The organism is Tistrella sp. (assembly GCF_002684955.1).
GTDB classification, from domain to species: domain Bacteria; phylum Pseudomonadota; class Alphaproteobacteria; order Tistrellales; family Tistrellaceae; genus Tistrella; species Tistrella mobilis.
This window is the reverse complement of record NZ_NYWI01000011.1, coordinates 1-22,700: the sequence shown is the minus strand read 5'-3', so window position 1 is coordinate 22,700 and position 22,700 is coordinate 1. Positions and strand designations below refer to the sequence as shown.

General features: G+C 67.0%; 19 protein-coding genes and 2 pseudogenes. 11 read left to right on the top strand and 10 right to left on the bottom strand.

Features of this window, described 5'->3' with window-relative positions:
* Positions 1-46: 46 nt before the first annotated feature.
* From CMO28_RS02675 to CMO28_RS02665, 3 genes are read left to right on the top strand one after another with little or no spacing between them, the layout of a single operon-like run.
* A complete protein-coding gene (locus tag CMO28_RS02675; protein WP_296709157.1) occupies positions 47-523 on the top strand; it encodes a hypothetical protein in 477 nt (158 codons plus the stop codon).
* Positions 520-981 (top strand): hypothetical protein, encoded by a 462-nt coding sequence (locus tag CMO28_RS02670; protein WP_296709153.1) that lies wholly within the window; start codon positions 520-522, stop codon positions 979-981. Before CMO28_RS02675 ends, CMO28_RS02670 begins: the two co-directional genes overlap by 4 nt.
* Entirely contained in the window at positions 956-2,026 is a 1,071-nt protein-coding gene (locus CMO28_RS02665) for a CBASS cGAMP-activated phospholipase (RefSeq protein WP_296709150.1), read from the top strand. The genes CMO28_RS02670 and CMO28_RS02665 overlap by 26 nt, the downstream gene beginning before the upstream one ends.
* Positions 2,027-2,114: 88 nt before the next feature.
* On the opposite strand, the gene CMO28_RS02660 is transcribed toward CMO28_RS02665, so the two are convergent.
* The gene (locus CMO28_RS02660; protein ID WP_296709147.1) at positions 2,115-2,252 is read right to left on the bottom strand and encodes a hypothetical protein; all 138 of its coding nucleotides are present in this window, start codon (positions 2,250-2,252) and stop codon (positions 2,115-2,117) included.
* Positions 2,253-2,304: 52 nt separating this feature from the next.
* Complete coding sequence (locus CMO28_RS02655; protein WP_296709144.1) at positions 2,305-3,021, bottom strand: Crp/Fnr family transcriptional regulator; 717 nt, start codon at positions 3,019-3,021, stop codon at positions 2,305-2,307.
* A 106-nt stretch (positions 3,022-3,127) separates the two neighbouring features.
* On the opposite strand from CMO28_RS02655, the gene CMO28_RS02650 reads away from it, so the two are divergent.
* The 5 genes and pseudogenes from CMO28_RS02650 to CMO28_RS02630 all read left to right on the top strand — a co-directional run bounded on the left by CMO28_RS02650 (position 3,128) and on the right by CMO28_RS02630 (position 7,373).
* Positions 3,128-4,900 carry an adenylate/guanylate cyclase domain-containing protein gene (locus CMO28_RS02650; RefSeq protein ID WP_296709140.1) on the top strand — a complete coding sequence of 591 codons (1,773 nt, stop codon included), beginning with the start codon at positions 3,128-3,130 and terminating at the stop codon, positions 4,898-4,900.
* 12 nt (positions 4,901-4,912) lie between these two features.
* A pseudogene (locus CMO28_RS29600) lies at positions 4,913-5,266 on the top strand (AraC family ligand binding domain-containing protein); the annotation flags it as partial.
* A 274-nt stretch (positions 5,267-5,540) separates the two neighbouring features.
* Positions 5,541-6,230 (top strand): siderophore-interacting protein, encoded by a 690-nt coding sequence (locus tag CMO28_RS02640; RefSeq protein WP_296709137.1) that lies wholly within the window; start codon positions 5,541-5,543, stop codon positions 6,228-6,230.
* A 225-nt stretch (positions 6,231-6,455) separates the two neighbouring features.
* Positions 6,456-6,845 carry a DoxX family protein gene (locus tag CMO28_RS02635; protein WP_296709134.1) on the top strand — a complete coding sequence of 130 codons (390 nt, stop codon included), beginning with the start codon at positions 6,456-6,458 and terminating at the stop codon, positions 6,843-6,845.
* A gap of 90 nt (positions 6,846-6,935) precedes the next feature.
* Positions 6,936-7,373 (top strand): VOC family protein, encoded by a 438-nt coding sequence (locus CMO28_RS02630; protein ID WP_296709130.1) that lies wholly within the window; start codon positions 6,936-6,938, stop codon positions 7,371-7,373.
* Between the two features lie 36 nt (positions 7,374-7,409).
* On the opposite strand, the gene CMO28_RS02625 is transcribed toward CMO28_RS02630, so the two are convergent.
* From CMO28_RS02625 to CMO28_RS02595, 7 genes and pseudogenes are all read right to left on the bottom strand, one after another.
* Positions 7,410-9,575 (bottom strand): xanthine dehydrogenase family protein molybdopterin-binding subunit, encoded by a 2,166-nt coding sequence (locus CMO28_RS02625; protein ID WP_296709127.1) that lies wholly within the window; start codon positions 9,573-9,575, stop codon positions 7,410-7,412.
* A 17-nt stretch (positions 9,576-9,592) separates the two neighbouring features.
* A complete protein-coding gene (locus CMO28_RS02620) occupies positions 9,593-10,051 on the bottom strand; it encodes a (2Fe-2S)-binding protein (RefSeq protein ID WP_296709123.1) in 459 nt (152 codons plus the stop codon).
* Positions 10,052-10,370: 319 nt separating this feature from the next.
* On the bottom strand, positions 10,371-11,768 hold the full coding sequence (lpdA, locus tag CMO28_RS02615; protein ID WP_296709120.1) for a dihydrolipoyl dehydrogenase: 1,398 nt from the start codon (positions 11,766-11,768) through the stop codon (positions 10,371-10,373).
* A gap of 4 nt (positions 11,769-11,772) precedes the next feature.
* Positions 11,773-13,125: a dihydrolipoamide acetyltransferase family protein gene (locus CMO28_RS02610; RefSeq protein ID WP_296709117.1), complete on the bottom strand. Its 1,353-nt coding sequence runs from the start codon at positions 13,123-13,125 to the stop codon at positions 11,773-11,775.
* 3 nt (positions 13,126-13,128) lie between these two features.
* On the bottom strand, positions 13,129-14,142 hold the full coding sequence (locus tag CMO28_RS02605) for an alpha-ketoacid dehydrogenase subunit beta (protein ID WP_296709114.1): 1,014 nt from the start codon (positions 14,140-14,142) through the stop codon (positions 13,129-13,131).
* Between the two features lie 4 nt (positions 14,143-14,146).
* Entirely contained in the window at positions 14,147-15,379 is a 1,233-nt protein-coding gene (locus tag CMO28_RS02600) for a 3-methyl-2-oxobutanoate dehydrogenase (2-methylpropanoyl-transferring) subunit alpha (protein WP_296709111.1), read from the bottom strand.
* 441 nt (positions 15,380-15,820) lie between these two features.
* Positions 15,821-18,204, bottom strand: a pseudogene (locus CMO28_RS02595) (transketolase).
* Positions 18,205-18,380: 176 nt separating this feature from the next.
* Here CMO28_RS02595 and CMO28_RS02590 point away from each other — a divergent pair.
* Complete coding sequence (locus CMO28_RS02590) at positions 18,381-18,518, top strand: AsnC family protein (RefSeq protein WP_296709109.1); 138 nt, start codon at positions 18,381-18,383, stop codon at positions 18,516-18,518.
* Between the two features lie 283 nt (positions 18,519-18,801).
* On the opposite strand, the gene CMO28_RS02585 is transcribed toward CMO28_RS02590, so the two are convergent.
* Entirely contained in the window at positions 18,802-19,416 is a 615-nt protein-coding gene (locus CMO28_RS02585) for a helix-turn-helix domain-containing protein (RefSeq protein WP_296709107.1), read from the bottom strand.
* A gap of 538 nt (positions 19,417-19,954) precedes the next feature.
* Between CMO28_RS02585 and CMO28_RS02580 the strand changes: the two genes are divergently transcribed.
* The gene (locus CMO28_RS02580) at positions 19,955-21,721 is read left to right on the top strand and encodes a Mu transposase C-terminal domain-containing protein (RefSeq protein ID WP_296709104.1); all 1,767 of its coding nucleotides are present in this window, start codon (positions 19,955-19,957) and stop codon (positions 21,719-21,721) included.
* Between the two features lie 172 nt (positions 21,722-21,893).
* Positions 21,894-22,559: an AAA family ATPase gene (locus CMO28_RS02575; RefSeq protein ID WP_296709101.1), complete on the top strand. Its 666-nt coding sequence runs from the start codon at positions 21,894-21,896 to the stop codon at positions 22,557-22,559.
* The last annotated feature ends 141 nt before the right edge of the window (positions 22,560-22,700 follow it).

Sequence of the window (22,700 nt, the reverse complement as noted above, 5' to 3'; positions counted from 1 at the left end):
AAACCCCCATATCATCGCAAGTGGCAATCACAGCCGGGGGGGCGATATGGCAGAGCCTGACGACACGCTCGCTGCGGCCACACGCCGGATCGATCTGGCCCGGCTGCGGGAACTGGCGCAGGGGCCCGCCGGCGAAGGACTGGTCCGGATCGCACGGATCCTTCTCGATCTCTACAACACCCGGCAGGACCGGCGGTTGACGCTGGCCGAATTCGAACGCGATCCCGGCCGGGTTCTGGCGGATCTGGACAAGACCGGGCCGCGGCGGCTGACCGCGACCGATGGCGACGGCGCGGAAGCGGTGCTGATCGGCCGCGACCGGCTGGCCCTGCTGATCGAGACCATCATGACCACGCTCCAGCCGAAGCTGGCGACGGCGGGTGATCTTTACGAGCATCTGGCACATGACGGGCCGCCGCATCCGCTGGCGGCAAATCCACCGGCCCTCTCGTATGAGATGCCGTCTCTGGCCGATGTCCTGGGTCGCCCCGTCATCTTACCGAAGCCGGAGCGGGGTTTATGATCCTGCCGGGGCCGAAAGAGACGATGCAGATCGTCGATGGCAGCAGGCAGCATCCCACGCTGAGATTTCTTGCCGCCAACCCATCCGAACGCATCGCCCTTGCGGCCCCTGCCCTGGCCTTCGTGGCGGATCTGGCCGCAACCGCCGCGCCGGAAGATCGCCTCCGGTTCGAGAGCCGCCTGCAGGAACTGCTCGACCATACCGTCGGCAACCCGGCCTCCGGTCTCAACATTCCGCCACCGCGCTATCTGCTGTTCACGGTCGGGCGGAACGAATTGCTGCTCCTGTCCAGGCTCCGCGCCATCCTCCCCGAGGTCTATCCGCATCTCATTCAGACCATCGCCATCTGCCGTGTCCAGGAGGTGGAGCTGCTGCTTCAGGACGGACCGGATGATCGGAAGATGATGGAGAAACTGTCGAGGTCCGGCCTTCATGTCACCGCCCGCTGGACCGATTGACGCCGGGGATCCGGCGACCGCAAGTGTTCTCGCCTTCCAGGGCGGCGGCTTCCTTGCCTATTTCTCGGCGCTCATGGCCGGCCGGATCGAGGAGATGATACCCGGCCGCCAACCCGAGGCCTCCGTGGCCGGACATTTCGACCTGCTTGCCGGAACGTCGGCAGGTTCAATCATCGCCGCCGGCCTTGCCGCCGGACTGACGGCATCGGCGATTGCGAGGATCATGCAGCGCGACGGGGAGACAATCTTCCCGAGGCGGAAGATGCTGGCGACCGCGCCCGGTATCCTCGGCGCCCGCTTCTCGCCGAAGCCGCTCCGCGACATTCTGACCGCCATTCTGGGCGACAGGCGGCTCGGCGATCTGGACCATGCCCTGTTGATCCCGACAATCAACGAAAGCCTGGGAAAGCCCGAGATCTTCCGCAGTTACGAGCCGGAGCACGCACATATCTCTGTTGTCGATGTGGTGCTGGCCTCGGCCGCCGCGCCGACCTATCTGCCACGCCACAAGATCGGGGATTACTACTATGCAGATGGTGCGCTCGTCGCCAACGGCCCCGCCCTGCTGGCCGCTCATGATCTGTCGCGGAGCTTCCGCATCCCCTTCAATGCCCAGCGCATCGTCACCATCGGCACCACCACGACACCCCCGCAGCGAAGCTGGCGTCAGCAATTCACCTCGTGGGGTGTGGGCGGCTGGTTCGCACCACCGCCCCGCCTTCTGGAGCTGATGCTCGGCGGCCAGGTCGAGCTTCAGGCAGAGCTGCTCGCCGGGCTCGCCCCCATGGAGCTGGTCACGCTCGACGATCATCTGACACCCGAAGAGGCCCGCCATGTGCACATGGTGCTGGCCGATGCCCGGGCGCGGAAAGTTCTGGAGGATGTCGCGGGGCGCTGCGCCGACGGTGTCCCCGCTGAGACCCGCGACAAACTGCACCGGATCCTCTCACGCAGGCGCCGCCATCTGGCATTCGAGGACGTCCCCGGAACCGGTGAGAGGCGGCCGGTTCTGATCCGGCCCCCGACTGGGCACGACGTCATGTAAGGTCAGCGCCGGGGATCGATGACCGTCAGGTATCCGGGTCGCGGGTCATCGCTTCGCAGACGACGCCGGCATCCGGCGGAATCCTTCATCAATCGAAGGTCATGGGTTCGGCAGGACGCCTGTCCCGCACCCGTTCGATGGCGTCGATATCGACATGAGTGATGCCGTGCCTCTGCCCGATGTCCTGCAAAGCCGCGCCGAGCCGCAGGCGACCTTCGGGACGCATGGCGGCGTCGAGACCGGCGCGCCTCTCCGCTTCGGTCCTCCGGCTGTCCCCCTCACCCCCCCGCATAAGCCTCTTCCACCAGCTGGCGCAGGCGGGCGGGGTCGAGCAGGACCAGGGCGCCGCGGCGGCGGTCGAGGAGGCCGGCGCGGGTGAGGGCTGCGAGTTCGCGGGAGACGGCTTCGCGGTGCGAGCTGATCCGGGCGGCCAGGTCGGCCTGGATCGGCGGGGGCGAGATGATCGCATGGGCGGGCTCGCGCGGGTCGGGGCGGGAGAGGCGGAGCAGTTCGGCATAGAGCCGGTGGCGGACGTTGAGGGTGGAGAATTCGGTGACGCGGGTCGCCAGCATCCGCACCTGCCCCGCCAGCAGGGCCAGAACCTGGTCTGAGACCGACGGATGGGCATGGATGGCGCCGCGGAACACGGCGGCCGGCATACGCGCGACCGTGGCGGCCGTGACCGCCTGGATGCCGGCCGAGCGCGGCTGGCCGTCGATCGCCGCCAGTTCACCGAAGAATTCGCCGTCGCCGATGTCGCGCAGAATGACGCTCTGCCCGCCGGGCTGGCGGATCATCACCCGGACATGGCCGTGGACCACGAAGAAAACATCGATTCCGTCGTCCTGATGATCTATGATCGCCGCGCCGGCATCCACCCGCCGCCAGCTGCAGGCGGCATCGAGTGCCGCGATCTGGTCGGGCAACAGCGCCGCGAACAGAGGGATACGTGCCAGGCTGTCCCTGGCGGAACGGGGGTCGGTGCGTCTGACCATGCTGGGTCGCATATCTTTCCCGTGGTCTGCCGGCCGATGGGCGTTGGGCCGATGGTGGGCTGGCCGATGGGCGCGCAGGGATGCCGGGGCCGGCGATGGTGGCGCCATGCGGCCGCCCGCGCCGGTTCTGGCCCGGCTGCGCATCATATCGGGCATCATCCTCTTCCTCTATGCAAGCTGTCACTTTCTGACCCACGCTTCGGGCATCCTGACGGCGCCGGCCATGGAGGCGACCAGCCGGGTGCTGCTGGTGCCCTGGAAGGGCTGGATCGGCCATACCGCGCTTTATGGCGCCTTCACCGTGCATGCGGCGCTGGGGCTTCACGCCCTGTGGCGGCGGCGGCATCTGCGCATGTCGGCGGTGGAAGCCTGGCAGCTGGGGCTGGGACTGCTGATCCCGCTGATCGTGATCCGCCATGCCGTCAGCGTGCGGCTGGGCGAGATGCTCTACGGGCTGGACGACAGCTACTGGCGGCTGCTGGCCGGCTACTGGCTGCCCGAGGCCGGCATCAACCTGTTTCTGCAGCTGCTTCTGCTGGTCGTGGTCTGGGTGCATGGCTGCATCGGGCTCTATCGCTGGCTGCGGTTCAAGACCTGGTTCATGGCCCGGTCGCATCTGCTGCTGGTCGCCGCCTGCCTGGTGCCGGTGCTGGCGGTGATCGGCATCGCCATCGCCGGGGCGGATATCCAGGCCCGCGCGGCCGCAGGCGACCCCGAGCTTGCCCGGATGACCGCGGTCGCACCCGAGGTGGCGGCGGCGGCCCGCGCAGGCCTTGGCCCCTGGGTCGAATGCCTGACCGGCGCCTGGGTGCTGCTGGTCGGCGGGGTTCTGGCCGGACGGCTGCTGCGCGACGGCCATGCCCGGCATTTCCGCGCGGTGCGTATCCGCTATGCCGGCCCGGCCGCCGCCGATGGCGGCGAGACCGTGGTGACGGTGCCGCGGGGCTGGAGCGTGCTGGAAGCCAGCCTCAGCGCCCGCATTCCCCATGCCTCGATCTGCGGCGGCCAGGGGCGCTGTTCCACCTGCCGGGTGCGGGTGCTGGACGGCCGCGACCAGCTGCCGCCGCCCCGGGCGGTTGAGGCGGAGATGCTGCGCCGGATCCGCGCACCCGGGGATGTGCGTCTGGCCTGCCAGCTCCGGCCGCTGACCGATCTGACCGTGCAACCGCTGATCCCCCCCGGTGCCCGCTTCACCGGAGCCATGGTCGAGGATCACACCGGCGCCGCCGGGCTGGTCGGCCATGCCCGCGAGGCGATGGTGGTGGCGCTGTTCACCGATCTGCGCGCCTCCACCCGGCTTGCCGCAGAACGCACCGCCTATGACGCGCTCTACCTGATCGAGCGCTATGTCGATGTGGTGACCGAGGCGGTGACCGCCGCCGGCGGCCGGGTGACCGGCATCGCCGGCGACGGGGTGATGAGCGTGTTCGGCGGCACCGGGCCGGTGGACGACGTGCCGGCCACCTGCCGGGCGGCGCTGGCCGCGGCGGCGGCGATCTGGGATGGGGTGGAGGCGCTGTCAGCCGAACTCCGCCATGAGCTGGATGCGCCACTTCGTATCGGAATCGGCGTGCATCTTGGACCTTCGGTTGTGGGCACCACCGGGGTAACCGCCCCGCGGCCGATCCAGTTTCTGGGCGATACCGGCAATGTCGCGGCCCGGCTGGAAGAGGCGACCAAGGCCGAGCGCTGCACGCTGATCCTGTCGGAGGCGACGGTGGCCGGGGGGGTGGCCGGCGGCCGGGGCCCGGGGCCGGCCGAGCTGGGGCGGATCGGCCATCGGGTGCTGGACATCCGCGGCCGCGGCGGCGCGATCGCGGTCAGGATCGTGGCGACGCGGGCCGAGCTGGACGTGATCCGCGGCCACCGGCCCGGCTGAGCGGAGGCGGCGATGCCCTTCTACCGTTTCGACCATGCGCCCGACCCGACGGAAAAGGCCGGATTCTCGCCCGAAGAGGTGCCGCGGGCGATCATCGCCATCGGCGCCGATCTGGTGGCCGGGATGGGGCTGAAGGAAATGGGCGTCCATTTTCATCGCAAGGCCCAGCTGATCTTCACCCTGCGGGGCATCGTGCGCTGCGAGGCCGATGACGGGGTGTGGATCGTGCCGCCGCGCTGTGCCGTCTGGATCCCCGGCGGCATGCCCCACAGCGCAGCGTTCAGCGGTGCGGTGGAGATCTATTGCCTGTTCGTCGACCCCGATGCCGCGCCGGCCCTGCCCGCCGGCTGCTGCACGGTCGCGGTCTCGCCGCTGCTGGAACAGCTGCTGCGGCACGCGGCCCACATGCCGGTGATGTATGACGAAGACGGGCCCGACGGCCGGATTGCGACCGTGCTGCTGGACCAGCTGGCCCGGGCGCCGGTGGAGCAGCTGAATTTTCCCATGCCGCAGGATCCGCGGCTGCGCCGGATCGCGGCCGCGCTGATGGCCGATCCGGCCGACCGCGCGACGATCGAGGCCTGGGGCAAGCGCATGGCCGCCGCCAGGCCGGATCGCCCGCACCCTGCAGAGCTGGTTCATGCGCCCGGCACGGCTTGCGGCGGTGGAGACGCTGTCGCCCCATTTCCGGCTGATCACGCTGGAGGGGGCGGCGCTCAAGGATGTCGGCTGGACCATCGGCCAGAAGCTGCAGGTGGCGATGGGAACCGGCATGACCGCCCGGACCTACACCCCGATCTTCTGGGATGCCGCCGCCGGGCGGACGCAGCTGCTGGCCTATCTTCACGACCTGGGAACGGGGCAGGATGCGGCCCCCGGCAGCCACTGGGCCGCCGGACTGACGGTGGGGACCCAATACCGTGTCTTCGGGCCGCGCCGGTCGCTGGATCTCTCCGATCCCGGCAGCGGGTGGCCGGTGGTGCTGTTCGGCGACGAAACCTCGTTCGCCCTCGCGGCCTCGCTCGGGCCCCGGAGCGGTGACGCCGCCGCGCATCTCTTCGAGGTGTCGGATGTGGCCGAGGCGCGGCTGGTGCTGGCACGGATGGGGCTGGGCGATGCGCGGGTGATCGACCGACAGGCCGGCGACACCCATCTGGCGGTGGCGGAGACCGAACTGACCCGCCTCGCCGCCCGGCGGATCCGTTTCGCGCTGACCGGCAAGGCCTCGTCGATCCAGCGGATGAGCCGGGCCTTGAAGACGATCGGCGTGCCGGCGGCACGGATCCGCGCCAAGGCCTATTGGGCACCGGGCAAGACCGGGCTGGATTGAGCCGCGCGCACCCGGCGAGCCAGTCGACGGTGAGGCCCCGGCGCTGCGCGGGGCCACGGGCCGATCACCTGTTCGACATCGTCACCGGGGCCATTCTGACCCGGCAATAGCCAGGGAGAGCAGAGCTGTGGCGAAGGCCACTGCGGCGGGCGGGGGCCGGGCGCAGGATGCGGGCGACGCGGCAGATCGCCGCACCACGCACCCCTCCCTCCCCGGAGACGCCTTATGGAAAAACTGCTCAAACCCTTCCAGCCCCAGGCCTATGCGCTGCTGCGCATCGTGACCGGCTTCCTGTTCCTGTGGCACGGCACCCAGAAACTGTTCGGCCTGCCGCCGATGGGCTTCACGCTGCCGGACTGGATCGTCTATATCGCCGGGCCGATCGAGCTGGTCGGCGGCGTACTGGTGATGATCGGCCTGTTCACCACCCCGGCCGCCTTTCTGTGCAGCGGCATGGCGGCGGCGGCCTATTGGGTGGGGCATGCCAATGGCGGGCTGCTGCCGATCGTGAACAAGGGCGAGCTGGCGGCGCTTTACGCCTTCGTCTTCCTGTTCATCGCGACGGCGGGTTCGGGCATCTGGAGCATCGACCGGCTGCGCGGCAAGGCCGGCTGACGCCGGGCGGCCGAGGGTCTATGGTGAAGGCGGGCGCCAGCCCTGGCACCCGCCTTCACCCGTTCAAGACTGCCGGAAGGACCGCTTCCCGTGCGCTACCTGCACAGCATGATCCGCGTCCGCGACCTCGACGCCGCCCTCACCTTCTTCTGCGACCAGCTGGGGCTGAAGGAAGTGCGGCGGAAAGAGTCAGAGGCCGGGCGCTTCACCCTGGTCTTCCTTGCCGCCCCGGACGATGTGACCGGCCCCGATCAGACCGCGCCGCTGATCGAGCTGACATATAACTGGGATCCGGAAGATTATGGCACCGCGCGCAATTTCGGCCATCTGGCCTTCGCGGTCGACGACATCTACGCCACCTGCCGGAAGCTGATGGAGGCGGGCGTCACCATCAACCGCCCGCCCCGCGACGGCTATATGGCCTTCGTGCGCTCCCCCGATCTGATCTCGGTGGAACTGCTGCAGAAGGGCGAACCGCTGCCCAAGGCCGAGCCCTGGGCGTCGATGCCCAATACGGGCGTCTGGTAGCGGATCACCCGGTTCTGCACCGGTGGCGCCGGGCGATTAAGCCCGCTTCAGCGCCGCCGGATCGATCGGCAGGCGGCGGAGGCGTTTGCCGGTGGCGGCGAAGATGGCGTTGGTGACGGCTGGGGAGACCGCGGCGGTGGCGGTTTCGCCGATGCCGCCCGGGGCCTCGCTGCTGTCGATCAGATGGGTTTCGACCACCGGCACCTCGTCGATGCGCATCGGCAGGTAGGTGTCGAAATTGCCCTGCGCCACCCGGCCGTCGGTGATGGTGATCTCGCCATGAAGTGCCGCCGTCAGGCCGAAAATGGCGCCGCCTTCCATCTGGGCGCGGATCTGATCGGGGTTGACCGCGCGGCCGCAATCCACCGCAGCGACCAGGCGGTGGACGCGCACCCCGCCATCGGCCGCGACCTCCACCTCTGCGACCATCGCCAGATAGCTGCCGAAGGCGTATTGCAGCGCCACACCGCGGCCATGGCCGGCCGGCAGCGCATTGCCCCAGCCGGACGCGGCGGCGGCATGGTCGACCACGGCGCGGGCGCGCGGATTGGCATCGAGCAGGCTGCGGCGATAAGCGACCGGATCGGCGCCGGCAGCCGCCGCCAGCTCGTCGATGAAGCTTTCGACCACGAAGATGTTGTGGGTGGGGCCGACACCCCGCCACCAGCTGGTCGGCACATGGCGCGGCTCGACCCGCTGGAATTCCACCCGGATCGCCGGGAAGGCATAGGGCGGTTCGGCCGCCCCCTCGACACCATCGGGGTCGACGCCGTTGACGACGGCCGCGGGGGCGAAGCGGGCCATGATCGACGAGCCCGAAACCCGATGCGTCCAGGCCACCGGACGGCCCTCGGCATCGAGACCGGCCTGCAACCGATCGTAGTAATATGGCCGGTACATATCGTGGCGGATGTCTTCCTCCCGGCTCCACACCACCTTGACCGGGCCCGAAACCTGGCGGGCGATCTTCACCGCATGGGCGATGCCGTCGGCCTCCAGCCGCCGGCCGAAACCGCCGCCGATCAGATGGTTATGGATGACGACCTTCTCCGCCGGGATGCCCAGAATGCCCGCCGCCACCGCCTGGGCGATGCCGGGGATCTGGGTGCCGACCCAGATGTCGCAGGCGCCGTCATGAATGTGGACGGTGCAGTTCATCGGCTCCAGCGCCGCATGGGCGAGGAAAGGCAGTTCATAAACCGCCTCCAGCCGCGGCGCTGCCCCTGCCAGCGCCGCGTCCACCCCGCCCTCGTCGCGGGCGATGGCGCCCGGGCGACGCGAGGCCGCATCCAGATCGGCGCGCAGATCGGCCATGCCGACGCTGCCATGCTCGCCGCCGTCCCAGCGGATCGCGGCCGCCTCCAGCCCCTTATGGGCCGCCCACCAATGCTCGGCGATCACGGCCACGGCCTCGTCGGTGGTCACCACCTGATGCACGCCGCGCACGGCCTTCGCCGCCGCCTCGTCCAGCCCGGCGGGGCGGCCGCCGAAGACCGGGGCGATGGCGATGGCGGCGATCTTCATGCCCGGCAGCCGGGCATCGATGCCGAAAACGGCCCGGCCATTGACCTTGTCGGGCGTGTCCAGCCGGTGGAGCGGCTGGCCGATCAGGCGGAAATCGGCGGGATCCTTCAACGCCACGGCAGCGGCATCGGGCACCGGCAGCCGGGCGGCATTGTCGACCAGCTCGCCATAGCCGAAGCTGCGCCCGCCTGCGGCATCATGCACGCGCCCGTCACGCGCGGTGCAGCCGGCGGCATCCACGCCCCAGCGCGCGGCGGCGGCCTGGACCAGCAGGGTGCGGGCCACGGCGCCGGCCTGGCGCAGCGGCTGCCACATCGCCCGGATCGTGGTCGACCCGCCGGTGATCTGGCCGCCGATCAGCGGGTTGGTATAGGCGGGGTCGGCCGGCGCATGTTCCAGCCGGACCTGGTCCAGGCCGATCTCCAGCTCTTCGGCGATCAGCATGGCCTGGCCCTGATACACGCCCTGGCCCATTTCGACCATCGGCATCACCAGGGTGGCGATGCCCTGGTGATCGATGCGGATGAAGGCGTTGGGGTCGAAGCGCGCGGCGGCGGCGGCATCGGCCGGGCGGGTGCCCAAAGGCAGGGCCAGCGACACGACCAGGCCGCCGGTCACGGCGGCGCCGGCTTTCAGGAAGCTGCGCCGGTTCATACGGGTCGTCGCGATATTGATCATCGGATCGCCCTCCCCCCTCAGGCCGCGCCGGCGGCGCGATGGATGGCCGCACGGATGCGGGGATAGGTGCCGCAGCGGCAGACATTGCCCGACATGGCGCCGTCGATTTCGGCATCGGTGGGCTTCGGCGTCTCCGTCAGCAGGGCCGCCGCCGACATCAGCTGTCCCGACTGGCAATAGCCGCATTGCGGCACGTCCAGCGCCACCCAGGCCGCCTGCAGGGCCGGGCCGACCGGCAGGGTCTCCAGCGCCTCGATGGTGGTGACCGGCGCCTCGCCCACGGCCTCCACCGGCGTGATGCAGGACCGGATCGGCTGGCCGTCCATATGAACGGTGCAGGCGCCGCAGAGTGCTGCCCCGCAGCCGAATTTGGTGCCGGTCATGCCCAGCACGTCGCGCAGCACCCAGAGCAGCGGCGTGTCGCCGTCGACATCCACCCGATGGCGGGCGCCGTTTATCGTGATCTCGAAGGCCATGGCTCTTGTTCCCGTTCCGCCTTGTCGTCGTCTCGCCCCCGTCCCGCGCCCCCGTCTCGCGCTCATGTCCTTGAGGTTATTGCGCCGCCAGCCATGGCGGATGCGGGTCCGGTAGATGAAGAAGATGGCGCGCCGGCGCCAGGGGATTAGGGGCGATTTTCCGATCGGCTTTATGACCGTGGTTCATTAATCCCGGTGAGATGCGTCACAAGGGGGGCCGATCACAGGCCGGAACGACGACGGCCACGCCCCCTGAGGGGAGCGTGGCCGCGATGTGGTCGTGGGCGTGGCCCGGCCGAATATGCAGGGCGTGGCCCGGTCAGATATGCAGGGCGTGGCCCAGGCCCTTGAGCGCCGCCTCCTGGAAGGCCTCGCCCTGGGTGGGGTGGGCGTGGATGGTGCCGGCGATGTCTTCCAGACGCGCGCCCATTTCGATGGCGAGCGCAAAGGCGGCGGAGAGTTCCGAGACGCCCTGGCCGGTGGCCTGGATGCCCAGCACCAGATTGTTGTCGGCGCGGAAGACCACCCGCACGAAGCCCTGCTCGCCCAGCTTCGTCATCGCGCGGCCATTGGCCGTGAACGGGAACTGGGCGGTCTTGACCTCGGTGCCCAGCCGCTTCGCCTCGTCGGGGGAGAGGCCGGCGGTCACGATTTCGGGGTCGGTGAAGCAGACCGCCGGGATGCAGCGCTTGTCCCAGACCCGGTTATGGCCGGCGATGATCTCGGCGACCATCTCGCCCTGGGCCATGGCGCGATGGGCCAGCATCGGCTCTCCGGTGACGTCGCCGATGGCATAGATGCCGCGCATCGAGGTCTGGCAGCGCTCGCCCACCGAGATGAAGGGCCCCTGCATGTCGAGCACCAGTTCCTCGATCCCCCAGCCGCGCGTGGCCGGGCGGCGGCCGACGGTGACCAGGATCTTGTCGGCCGGCAGGGTGATCTCGTCCCCGCTTTGGGTTTCGACCACGAGACCGTCGCCGCCGCGCGACAGGCCGCGCGCTTTGGCACCCGTCAGCACCTCGACGCCCAGCTCTTCCAGCCGCTTCGCGGCCGGCCGGGTCAACTCGGCATCATAGAGCGGCAGGATGCGCGACTGGCTTTCGACCACCGTCACCTTAGCACCCAGCTTCGCATAGGCGGTGCCGAGTTCGAGGCCGATATAGCCGGCGCCGACCACCACGAAGCGCTCCGGCACCGCCGGCAGGGCCAGCGCCTCGGTCGACGAAATCACCCGGTCGCCGAAGGGCAGGAAGGGCAGTTCCACCGGCTCGGAGCCGGTGGCGATGACCACCGCTTCGGCCTTGATCACCTGAAGCCCGGTTTCGGTTTCGACCTCGACCGTCTTGCCGTCGCGGAAGCGGGCATGGCCCTGAACCACCTTGACCCGCGCCTTCTTGAGCAGGCCCGAGACGCCGCCGGTCAACCGGCCGACGATCTGGTCCTTCCAGGCGACGGTGCGGGCCAGATCGATTTTGGGCGCCGTGGCGGTGATGCCGAGCGGCGAGGTGCCGCCGGCCATATGCACCAGCTTTTCGAACTCCTCGGCGGCATGGATCAGCGCCTTGGAGGGGATGCAGCCGACATTCAGGCAGGTGCCGCCCGGCTTTTTCGCCTCGACGATCACGGTGTCGACGCCCAGCTGGCCGGCGCGGATCGCGCAGACATAACCGCCCGGGCCGGCGCCGATCACCAGCAGCTTGCAGGAAATATCCTTCATCGTCTCAGCCCTCGATGAAGATGGTCGCCGGGGTTTCCAGCAGCGACTTGATGCGCTGGACGAAAACGGCGGCATCCCAGCCGTCGATCACGCGATGATCGAAACTGGACGACAGGTTCATCATCTTCCGCGGCACGAAGGCCGAGCCGTCCCAGACCGGGCGGACCATCATCTTGTTGACGCCGATGATGGCAACTTCCGGGTGGTTGATCACCGGGGTGGTGACCACACCGCCCAGCGCGCCGAGCGAGGTGATGGTGATGGTGGAGCCGGTCAGCTCTTCGCGCGTGGCGGTGCCGTTCTTGGCGGCCTCGGCCAGGCGCGAGAGTTCCGCGGCACAGGCCCAGAGATCGCGGGCCTCGGTATGCTTCACCACCGGCACGACCAGGCCCGTGGGGGTCTGGGCCGCGACGCCGATATGCACGCCGCCATGCTGGTGGATGACACCCGCCTGATCATCATAGCGCGAATTCAGCCGCGGCTGTTCGGCGATCGCCTTCACCATCGCCCGCATCAGGAAGGGCAGAATGGTGAGCTTGGGCCGGTCGCGGCCCTTCTCGGCGTTGAGCTTGCCGCGCAGCTCTTCAAGTGCCGTGACGTCCACCTCCTCCACATAGGTGATGTGAGGGATACGCGACTTCGACAGCGCCATCTGTTCGGCGATGCGCCGGCGCAGGCCGACCACCTTGATTTCGCTGACGCTGGTATCGGCCACCAGACCGCCGGCGGCGGGGCGCTGATCCTTGCCGGCGAAAAAGCGGTCGAGGTCTTCATGGGTGATGCGGCCGGCCGGGCCGGTGCCGCGCACCTGGCGCAGATCCACCCCGGCCTCGCGCGCCCGGTGGCGCACGGCGGGAGACGCGATCGGCTTTTCGTGCTCGCCCCGGGGGGCACCCGGGGCCATGGCGACCGTGCCGGCACCCGCGCCGGAACTGGTAGTCGGGGGCTTCGCAGCCGGCTGCGGCTTGGGCACGGTCTTAAGCTCGGGCGCCGGCTCCGCCGCCTGGGCCGGGGCGGCCGGCGGGGCGCCGTCATCCTCGTCCGCAGGCCGGTCGGCGGCGGGCTTGGATGCCGCAGCGGCGGGCGCTGCCGCACCGGCGGCGACATTGCCCTCGCCTTCCACCTCCAGCCGGATCAGCGGCGCGCCGACGCTGACCACGTCGCCGATTTCGGCGCCCAGCCACAGCACCTTGCCGTCCACCGGCGAGGGGATTTCGACGGTCGCCTTGTCGGTCATCACCGCGGCCAGGACCGCGTCCTCACGGACGATCTGGCCGACCTCGATATGCCATTCGACCAGCTCGGCCTCGGCGATGCCTTCGCCGACATCGGGCATCTTGATGATATGCTCGCCCATGGGTCAGCTCTCCAGGATCTCTTGAAGGGCACGGCCGACACGCGCGGGGCCGGGGAAATAGTCCCATTCCTGGGCATGCGGATAGGGCGTGTCCCAGCCGGCGATGCGGGTGACCGGCGCCTCCAGATGATGGAAGCAGGTCTCCTGCACCAGGGCGGTGAGTTCCGCGCCATAGCCCGAGGTCAGCGTGGCCTCGTGCACCACCAGGCAGCGCCCGGTCTTGCGCACCGAGGCGGTGATGGTGTCGAGGTCGAGCGGCACCAGCGTGCGCAGATCGATGATCTCGGCATCGACGCCGGTATCGGCCGCGGCCGCCTGGGCGACATAGACCATGGTGCCGTAGGCCAGCACGGTGACGGCGGCGCCGGGGCGGACGATATTGGCCTTGCCCAGCGGCACGGCATAATGGCCGGCCGGCACCTCGCCCGCCTCGTGCTTCGACCAGGGGGTCACCGGGCGGTCGTGATGGCCGTCGAAGGGGCCGTTATACAGCCGCTTCGGCTCAAGGAAGATCACCGGATCGGGATCTTCCAGTGCCGAGATCAGCAGGCCCTTGGCATCGTGCGGGCTGCACGGCACCACCACCTTCAGCCCGCAGACATGGGTGAAGAGGGCTTCCACGCTCTGGCTGTGGGTCTGGCCGCCGAAAATGCCGCCGCCGGTGGGCATGCGGATCACCAGCGGGCAGGTGAAATCACCATTGGAGCGATAGCGGATGCGCGCCGCTTCCTGGGTGATCTGGTCATAGGCCGGATACATATAGTCGGCGAACTGGATCTCGACACAGGGGCGCAGGCCATAGGCGGCCATGCCGATCGCCGTGCCGACGATGCCGCTTTCGCTGATCGGCGCGTCGAAGCAGCGGGTCCGGCCGTATTTCTGCTGCAGGCCCTGGGTGCAGCGGAAGACGCCGCCGAAATAGCCGACATCCTCGCCATAGACCACCACCCGGTCGTCGCGGCCCATCATCACGTCGAGCGCGTCGCGGATGGCCTCGATCATCGTCATGCGTGGCATGGGTTCAGACTCCCGCCTGCTGGCGCTGCCGGCGCAGATGGGCCGGCATCTCGGCGAAGACGCCGTCGAACATGTCGCGGGCCGAAGGCTTGGCACCCGCATGCAGCGTGCCGTGGCTTTCGGCTTCCTTCTGGGCGGCGATGACCGTGTCCAGGATTTCGGCCTCGGTCTGCTTGTGGCGGTCTTCCGACCAGACACCGCGGGTGATCAGATGGTTCTTGAGCCGGATCACCGGGTCGCCCAGCGGCCAGGCGGTGCTTTCGGCCTTGGGCCGATAGGCGGAGGGGTCGTCCGACGTGGAATGCGCCCCCACGCGGTAGGTGACGTATTCGATCAGCGTCGGGCCCAGATTGCGCCGCGCCCGCTCCGCCGCCCATTTGGCGACGGCGTGGACCGCCAGATAGTCGTTGCCGTCGACGCGCAGCGACGGGATGCCGAAGCCCAGGCCGCGGGCAGCGAAGGTGCCCGATCCGCCGCGGGCGATGCCCTGGAAGGTGGAAATGGCCCACTGATTGTTGACCACGTTCAGCACCACCGGCGCCTTGTAGGTGGAGGCGAAGACCAGGGCGGCGTGGAAATCGCTCTCGGCGGTGGAGCCGTCACCGATCCAGGCCGCGGCGATCCTGGTGTCGTTGCGGATGGCCGAGGCCATGGCCCAGCCGACCGCCTGCACGAACTGGGTCGCGAGGTTGCCCGAGATGGTGAAGAAACCGTGCTCGCGCGAGGAATACATCACCGGCAGCTGCCGGCCCTTCAGCGGGTCGCGGGCATTCGAATAGATCTGACACATCATGTCGACCATCGAATAGCCGCCGGCGATCAGCAGCCCCGCCTGCCGGTAGGTGGGGAAGTTCATGTCGCCGTCGACCAGCGCCTTGCGGAAGGCGCAGCTGACCGCCTCCTCGCCCAGATGCTGCATATAGAACGAGGTCTTGCCCTGGCGCTGGGCGATGAGCATGCGCGCATCGAAGGCGCGCAGCGTCATCATATGGCGCAGCCCGTCGAGCAGCTCGTCATCGGTGAGCGCACCGGCCCAGGGGCCCACGGCCTCGCCATTGCGGTTCAGCACGCGGATGATCGAGAAGGCGAGGTCGCGCATCTGCTCCGGATCGGCATCGACCTCGGGTCTGGGCACGGCCCCGGCTTTGGGAATCTTGACGGTCGAGAAGTCGGGGGTGTCGCCCGGCCGGACCGCCGGCTCGGGCACATGCAGGCTAAGGTGTTCGGATGTGGACATCAGCGTCGAACTTCCCAGACGAGGATGGCATCCCAGACGAAGATGGGGCGCTCCGAGTGGCCAAACTATGACAGCGAATTATCCAGCCTGTCATCCCCGCTCTTTACACCAAGGGTGTCGGCGGCCTGCCGGCGCCTGCAACTCTGGCGGCATTCAGTCGACCGCCCCCAATGCCCGCGACGCGAGTTGCACTGCACCTAGAATGGTTCGGTCGGTGACAGGGTTATAAAATTAGCCAATGAGATCGGCGGCGACAAAAATTCGTCATGAATTGAAGGAGGTCCGATTCCGCCCCCGGGATGGCCACATGCGGCGGCGCGCGTAAAAAAATTTCGCGGACTGGCCGCCGGCCTCAGGAAACCCCGGCCCGGCTGAGACCGGAGGCCAGGGATCCGGGCCCGAACCGCCCGGATCCCGCCCCGCCCGAGGGGACGGCGCCGCTCAGCGCCGCCGCCGGCCGCCGATGAAGCGCCGGGCGGCCGCGACGATGCCCTCGGCATCGATGGCGTAATGGGCATAAAGATCCTCGACCGTGCCGGTCTGGCCGAAATGGTCGACGCCCAGCGCAGCCACCCGGTGGCCGTTGACACCGCCCAGCCAGGCGAGCGTCGCCGGGTGGCCGTCGATCACGGTCACGAGCCCGGCATGATCCGGCACCCGGTCGAGCAGGCGTTCGACATGCGACACCGCCGCGGGCGCGCCCTCGGCGCGCGCCTTTTCCGCCGCGGTCCAGCCGGCATGCAGCCGGTCGGCCGAGGTGACGGCCAGCACCGCGACATTGCGGCGGCTGCCGCCGATCATGCCCGCCGCGGCGATCGCCTCGGTGACGGTGACCCCCTGATAGACGATCACCACCTCGCAGCCCGGTTCCGGCGCCTTCAGCCAGTAGCCGCCGGCCAGGATACCGGCCGCGAGGCTGTCGTCGATCTCGCGCCGCATCTGTTCCACCGGCCGGGTCGACAGGCGCAGATAGACCGAGCCGCCGGCGGCATCGGGCAGGAAGGTGTCGGGGTCGGGGGTCTTTTTGCCGGCGCGCTGCATATGCGCAAAGCCCCAGTCCATGATCACCGCCAGCTCGTCGGCGAAACCGGGCTCGAACGAGGCGAGGCCGTCCTGGCTCATGCCGATCAGCGGCTGGGCGATCGACTGATGCGCCCCGCCCTCGCCCGCCAGCGACACGCCCGAGGGCGTGGCCACGACCATGAACCGGGCATCCTGATAACAGGCGTAATTCAGCGCATCGAGCCCGCGCGAGATGAACGGATCATAAAGCGTGCCGACCGGCAGCAGCCGCTCGCCGAAGAGTTCATGGGCAAGACCGGCGGCCCCCAGCATCAGGAACAGGTTCATCTCGGCGATGCCGAGTTCGATATGCTGGCCCTGGGGCGAGAAATGCCATTTCTGGGTGCTGGGAATGCGCTGGCGCTGGAAGATGTCGGCGATCTCGTCGGCGGCAAACAGCGCCCGACGGTTCACCCAGCCGCCCAGATTGGTCGACACGGTGACGTCGGGCGAGGTGGTGACGATGCGCCGGGCCAGATCGCTGTCGGTCTTCGCGATCGCGTCCATGATCCGGCCGAAAGCCGCCTGGGTGGAGGTGGTGCCGGTGGTGGCGAATTGCGGGCCGATCGGGGCCGCGACCGGCGCCGTCAGCCGGCGGCTTTCGGTGGTGTTGAACGGCACGCGGTCCAGGAAGTCGCGCAGCACCGCCGGGTCGAGGTCCAGCCCTTCGAAGGGCTCCCATTCATGGCCGGCGCGGATGCCCATGGCGTCGCGCAGCGCATGGATCTGCGCCTCGGTCATCTGGCCGGAATGATTGTCCTTGTGCCCGGCGAGCGGCGTGCCCCAGCCCTTGACCGTATAGGCGATGAAAACCGTCGGCCGGTCGTCCCGGATGCCGTGAAAGGCATCGAGCAGGCTTTCCAGGCAGTGGCCGCCCAGATTGGCCATCAGATCGGCCAGTTCGGCATCGCTGCGCCGGGCCAGCAGCGCGCTCACCTCGCCCTGATCGCCCAGATCGTCTTCCAGCCGCTCCCGCCAGGCGGCGCCGCCGCGGAACATCAGCGCGGAATAGAGCCCGTTCGGGCAGGCATCGATCCAGGCGCGCAGCTTTTCGCCGCCGGGCTCGGCAAAGGCGGCACGCTGCAGGGCGCCGTATTTCACCGTCACCACCCGCCAGTCGAAGGCCTTGAAAATCGCCTCGATCCGCTCGTACAGCCCCTCGCGCACCACGCCGTCGAGGCTCTGGCGGTTGTAGTCGATCACCCACCAGGTGTTGCGCAGCCCGTGCTTCCAGCCTTCCAGCCTTCCAGCAGGCATTCATAGACATTGCCCTCGTCCAGCTCGGCATCGCCGACCAGCGCGATCATCCGGCCTTCGGGCCGGTCGGTGCGCGCCCAGGATTTGGCGCGGACATAATCCTGCACCATGGAGGCGAAGGCGGTGAAGGCGACGCCCAGCCCGCCCGAGCCGGTCGAGATGTCGACATCGTCGGTATCCTTGGTGCGCGAGGGATAGGACTGCGCACCGCCGAAGCCGCGGAAGGCCTTCAGCTTGTCCAGGCTCTGGCGGCCGAACAGGTATTGGATGGCGTGGAAGACCGGGGAGGCATGGGGCTTGACGGCGACCCGGTCTTCGGGCCGGAGCACGTCGAAGTAAAGCGCCGTCATGATCGCGGTCATCGACGCCGAGGACGACTGATGGCCGCCCACCTTGACACCCGAGGCATTGGGCCGGATGTGGTTGGCGTGGTGGATCATCCAGTTCGACAGCCACAGCGCCTTGCGGTTCAGCGCCTCCAGCACGGTCATATGCTGCCCCGCCATCTTCTCTTCCGTCTCGCGCGTCACCATGCCGGTCATGGGCGTTTCACTCCTCCCGTCGCACCGATGGCCTCTGCCACCGAACGCCCTATTCTGCGCCGGGTTGAGCAGCGGTTCTTGCCTATTTTCGGCCCCAAAGACAGACTGCACGCAGTGTTCTGCTAAAAAGGGGCCCCCGCATGGCAGCATCTGCCGAACCCGATCTGGACGCCGTCGACCGGCGGATCTTAAGGGCACTGCAGGAAGACGGCCGCATCACCGTGCAGTGTGTTGGAAAAAATTATCTTGGAGTCGCGGTTCGAATTAAATTGGAATGAAACGGCATTATGCCTTGTAAATCAGTGTGTTATGGATTGCGCGGTAAATTGCCGCTTTGCATGGTGGGTTACAACCCAGAAGACGTTTGGAGAAAATCATCTAATTTATTGATTTATATGAGCATTTATAGATGCATGACGCATTAACGAGCTTGCGCACATTGTCCGTCCCTGTTCATGTTGTAACCCTATCTGTAACCCTATTTGTCAACCGCCCCTGATCCTGACGGCGTTGTGCGTCGCAATGTGGCGTCATATCCATCGTTGCCCTCTACGGATCACGCTATTTCTTGCGCTTTCGCGGTTTGCTGCCTTGAACCAGCTCATCGATCGTGGCTCCTCCGATATCGGGAGACATCTTGCCTCTATAGATGCCCCGCTTCACCTCATCCACCTTTTCTGAAGATACCCCGGCTTCTTTAAGGTAATCTCCAAATACATCCCAGATTATATCGAGGTGAACGGCGATCAATGGCGCCTTCTCGATCACAATATCTTCAATTTCTTTCAAAGTAAGCGGCGGCTCTCCATTTTTTTTTCGGTTTTCGTCAATTTTTTCCGCATGCTTAAAAGCAAAAACGATCAATGTGATAATTCTTTGTGTTGGGGTTTCTCCATAATTCAGGTTGACGGCTGCATCAGCCTCACTTTCGATTTTAGCGGACAAGGAGCGCTTTCCAGTCAAAACCCAATTAACATCAATACCATTGAGTGCACATTTTCTCAGAAAATCTGCGCTAGGGAAGCGCACACCTGTGACATAGTCTTGGACAGATCTGTAAGAAGCGTCGGTTATCTGGGAAAATTTGCGCACAGATAGACCAGTCCGGAGGATTGCGTCCCGCAGACGGCGGCCAACGTCATTTTGATCGTCATTTGTGGGCTTCTCATCCGACATGACGCAACCTATTGCGCTATTTTCTGCGTGATGTTACGGTATTCCCCGGGAATATATTGCAACGTCGCGCGTCAGTCCATGCAGCAAGTTCGACCAGACGATATCGATTTGCTCACTCCGGGGCCGGGTCTCTATGCCCGGGTGCGAGCGGGTTTTGTTGCACAACAAGATAGTTTGCAACAATGGTGTTCTCGTAATTCGATTAAAAGACAAAACGCTCGCAAATGCCTCCTTGGCCAATGGCGCGGCCAAAAGGCAGAAGAGCTAAAGCATTTACTGGTCAGGGAGGCTATGATCGATGGATGATCAGTGGATCTCTGCCGGCGATTTTGCTCGCAAGTTTGGCATATCACGTCAAAAGGCCCATAGGGCTCTGTCCCGGGCACATGATGGACATCCATGGCGCGGACAAAAACTCCGGGTCCGCCTTTCAAGGAGCCAGGGTGGTCCTGAAGGGCTCCGATACGAAGTCGCCCTCTCCGATCCCGAGAGTTCAGACGATTCGAAGGGTGGTCTACCTGCGACGAAGCACTGTGGGTTGGTCAATCGCCCCCGCGTCTCAGGCGATCACCAGGAAGCAAGCTGGAAACTTCAGATCGTCCAGGCAATCCGTACTGAGACGGGTCCCGGAACCCCGGCGCGCTCGGCGATGATAGCCAGGATCGCTGCGGCGCCCGTCCGTGACTGGAAGGGACGCAGCCGCACGCTGAGTGAGAACACGCTCCGGAACTGGATCGCCCGGTATGAGGCGCAAGGCTTTGAAGGGTTGATGCGCAAGGCACGGGAAGATGCCGGCCAGCGCCGGGTGGTCCTGTCCCGTGAACTCGATCAGATCCTCACCACTGCCGGTGCATCACCGGAGGCGATAGCCGATATCGCGGACCAGATGCGGCGGCGTGTTCGATCCGAATGGGCCGCTGGTACCCCCAGCATCGCGACGATCCAGATGAACACCCGACCGGTCCTCGCCCGGTTGATCGAGAATGCCGGCGTGACGGTGCCGCACCAGCGGCTTCTCCGCCTGTGCAGGCTGCCGCGAAAATTCATAGAGGCGGAGCGAGGCTTCGCTGTCGTGGCCATGCAGCGGAACGATGCGGCCGCCTTTGCGGCCCGGATGGTTCCGCGCATTCGCCGCGACCGCAGCCACCTTCGACCGATGGAGTGGGTGGCCGGAGACGTCCATCACGTCGACATCTATTTCAGGCGCCCGGATGGCAGTCTCTGCACACCCAAGATGGTCGCGTGGATGGATCTCGCCAACAACCGTGCCTTTACGGATGTCTTTATACTCCCCAAAGGCGAGATGATCCGGCGCGAACACGCGATCCGCTCCTTCGTGAACATGTGTATGGACCCGGAATGGGGCGCACCGTCGCGGCTCTACCTTGACAATGGTGGTGAATATAACTGGGCCGAACTTGCCAGCGACATCGCCAAGCTCAAGCATGTCATCGACATCGATCTTAACGACCGGACGCAGGGCGCATTGGGAACCCACCGCGCCCGCGCCTACAACCCGCAGGCCAAGGTGATCGAAAGCCTGTTCTCCGCCCTGGAAGCCGTCGCACTGCCGCAACTGCCCGGCTATATCGGCGGGAACCGCATGCGCAAGAAGACGCAGAACCAGGGCCGGGAGCCGATCCCGTATCCGGGGGGCGAAACCGATATCCAGCGGGCACTTAACATCGCCGTCGCCTACTACAACGCCAAGGAACAGACCGGAACCTTTCGCGGGCAGAGCCCCGCCGGCCGCTTTGCCGAAGCGGTTACCGCCGGCTGGCAGGCGACCCTCCTTGATCCCTGGGAACTGGCCGTTGCCTTCAGTCGCGAGAAGACACGGAAGGTCAATCCGGGCGGGGTTCTTTCGTTCGAGGGGCAGACCTATCAGAGCGATGCGCTTCTGGCCCATGTCGGGGAAAGCGTCCTGGTGCGTTGCCCTCTGTTCGGTGACCGAGACGGCCTGTTCGTCTTCTCAGAATTCGGTCAGGCGCTGACGATCGCCACACCTGAACCGGTCTTTCCATTCGGCGACCCGCGTGGCGCCAGGGAACAGGCGCGCCGGAACAAGGCGCTTCGCTCTCAGGTCGCGGCTCGGGCAGCTCTCACGGACCAGCTGACGGGGGAAGACGCCATGGCCGATGCAGCGCGCTTCGCCGCACCAACCATGGACGTCCTGCCCGCAGGCGTCATCCGTCTCGCCCCGGACTATGCCGACGCGGCCCGCATGATGCGAGAGGCGCCCGTCGCGAAACCGCGAGAGAAGCCAGACCTTGACGACATCTTCCGGCGGCTGGCTGGCGGATGACCCAAATGCCCGTCCGGCGTTGCAGCGCCGGACGGAACGTCGCGACGGGGTATCACCCCCGACGCAGCAACCCGAGCGAAAACCGGAAACGCCCATGGTCACAATCCGGACTATAGAGCCGAACGCCGCTCCCGAGAAGATACCCTTCTGTGAGACGGAAACCGGGCGGCGCATGCTCAATCTCTTCACCTACTGCCAGGACGCACCGGAACTCGGGCTGATCACTGGCAAACCCGGCGTGGGCAAGTCAACCGCTGCCCGTCACTACGTGCGCTCTGCCCCCGGGCGATATCTGGTCACGGCGTCGCCAGCGACCAGCGCTCTGGTGCCATGCCTGCAACGGATAGCCGAGGCGATCGGCGCGCATACAAAGCTCTCCGGGGCCGGTGCGCTGGCTGCCGCCATCACCACGGCGCTTGAGGCTGAACCTCAGTCGCCGATGCTGATCGTCGATGAGGCGCACCACCTGTCGGATGACTCGATCGAGGAACTTCGGATCCTGTTCGATACGGTGCCGATGGGTATGGTCCTGGTGGCCGGGCGTCAGTTGCGCGACCGGCTCGATGGCAATCCGAAACAGTGGTCGCAATTAACCAGCCGGCTTTCCGTCGGTCTCGAAGTTGATGGGCCACTCCCTGCCGATGTCGACGCAATTTGCTCTCATCACGGGATCGATGACCGTGATGCCCGCACCACGCTGCGCCGCGCCGCGCATCATCCCGGTGCCCTGCGCACTGTCACCAAGCTCATCGGGGTCGCGGCAAAGCTGGCCGGCACGGCGCCGATCGTGGCGGCTCACGTCAAAGATGCCGCGCATGCGCGCGGGCTCACTTACTGAGAAAGGCGTGTCATGACCGAGTACCGCGCCATCCCGAACCATGCACCGCACGACATTCTGAGCGATATCCGCGAGAAGTCGGAGCGCATCAACCACCTCACCTGGGCAGCTCGTCATATCGTCCCTGATCGGCTGTCGATC

Excerpts from the sequence above, each read along its gene's own strand:
- CMO28_RS02675 (WP_296709157.1), top strand. The coding sequence starts at position 47 with ATGGCAGAGCCTGACGACACGCTCGCTGCGGCCACACGCCGGATCGAT.
- CMO28_RS02670 (WP_296709153.1), top strand. The coding sequence starts at position 520 with ATGATCCTGCCGGGGCCGAAAGAGACGATGCAGATCGTCGATGGCAGC.
- CMO28_RS02665 (WP_296709150.1), top strand. The coding sequence starts at position 956 with ATGTCACCGCCCGCTGGACCGATTGACGCCGGGGATCCGGCGACCGCA.
- CMO28_RS02660 (WP_296709147.1), bottom strand. The coding sequence starts at position 2,252 with ATGCGTCCCGAAGGTCGCCTGCGGCTCGGCGCGGCTTTGCAGGACATC.
- CMO28_RS02655 (WP_296709144.1), bottom strand. The coding sequence starts at position 3,021 with ATGGTCAGACGCACCGACCCCCGTTCCGCCAGGGACAGCCTGGCACGT.
- CMO28_RS02650 (WP_296709140.1), top strand. The coding sequence starts at position 3,128 with ATGCGGCCGCCCGCGCCGGTTCTGGCCCGGCTGCGCATCATATCGGGC.
- CMO28_RS02640 (WP_296709137.1), top strand. The coding sequence starts at position 5,541 with ATGCGCCCGGCACGGCTTGCGGCGGTGGAGACGCTGTCGCCCCATTTC.
- CMO28_RS02635 (WP_296709134.1), top strand. The coding sequence starts at position 6,456 with ATGGAAAAACTGCTCAAACCCTTCCAGCCCCAGGCCTATGCGCTGCTG.
- CMO28_RS02625 (WP_296709127.1), bottom strand. The coding sequence starts at position 9,575 with ATGATCAATATCGCGACGACCCGTATGAACCGGCGCAGCTTCCTGAAA.
- CMO28_RS02620 (WP_296709123.1), bottom strand. The coding sequence starts at position 10,051 with ATGGCCTTCGAGATCACGATAAACGGCGCCCGCCATCGGGTGGATGTC.
- lpdA (WP_296709120.1), bottom strand. The coding sequence starts at position 11,768 with ATGAAGGATATTTCCTGCAAGCTGCTGGTGATCGGCGCCGGCCCGGGC.
- CMO28_RS02610 (WP_296709117.1), bottom strand. The coding sequence starts at position 13,125 with ATGGGCGAGCATATCATCAAGATGCCCGATGTCGGCGAAGGCATCGCC.
- CMO28_RS02605 (WP_296709114.1), bottom strand. The coding sequence starts at position 14,142 with ATGCCACGCATGACGATGATCGAGGCCATCCGCGACGCGCTCGACGTG.
- CMO28_RS02600 (WP_296709111.1), bottom strand. The coding sequence starts at position 15,379 with ATGTCCACATCCGAACACCTTAGCCTGCATGTGCCCGAGCCGGCGGTC.
- CMO28_RS02590 (WP_296709109.1), top strand. The coding sequence starts at position 18,381 with ATGGCAGCATCTGCCGAACCCGATCTGGACGCCGTCGACCGGCGGATC.
- CMO28_RS02585 (WP_296709107.1), bottom strand. The coding sequence starts at position 19,416 with ATGTCGGATGAGAAGCCCACAAATGACGATCAAAATGACGTTGGCCGC.
- CMO28_RS02575 (WP_296709101.1), top strand. The coding sequence starts at position 21,894 with ATGCTCAATCTCTTCACCTACTGCCAGGACGCACCGGAACTCGGGCTG.